The organism is Comamonas sp. B-9, assembly GCF_000410635.1.
Taxonomy (GTDB): Bacteria; Pseudomonadota; Gammaproteobacteria; order Burkholderiales; family Burkholderiaceae_C; genus Comamonas.
The window spans coordinates 1-428 of sequence record NZ_KE148640.1 but is presented as its reverse complement, the minus strand read 5'-3'; the positions used below and the strand labels follow the sequence as shown (position 1 = coordinate 428).

The following is a 428-nucleotide window of genomic DNA, read 5'->3' as shown; positions in this document are numbered from 1 at the left end:
CGAGCCCCGGGGCCGATGCGGCCTGCCACAGCGGCGTGGCCAAAGATTGGTAGAACAGATTGAGCGCCGCATCGCGCGCCATCTGCGCTTGCCGCACCAGGCCACGGAACTGCGCCAGCTGCACGCGCAGCTGGTATTCCAGATCTTCGGCAGGTGCCGTGGCACTGGGGGCGTCTGCGGCATCTTCGCCTTCTTGCTCTGCGCCTTCGCCGGGCGACAGCAGCAGGGCCGGGTCGGCGTCGGGGTCGGTGTCGGCTGGGGGCTGAGAGTCGCTTTGCAGCGCTGGCGGCAGCTGATCGGTGTCAGCGGCAGACGGCTGCTCCAGCCGCTCTGCGGCAGTCAACGCGACGGGTCCATCGGCAGCGGGTTGTCCGGCGTCCGGGCTTCCGGCGTCCGGGCCCCCGGCATCCGGGCCCCCGGCATCCGGG

At 71.7% G+C, this 428-nt stretch carries 1 protein-coding gene; it reads right to left on the bottom strand.

Annotated features, from left to right (window positions below; translation table 11 throughout):
* The coding region (locus tag H928_RS32940) for a hypothetical protein (protein WP_204366329.1) at window positions 1-343 on the bottom strand (343 nt) is incomplete at its 3' end.
* Window positions 344-428 lie beyond the last annotated feature (85 nt).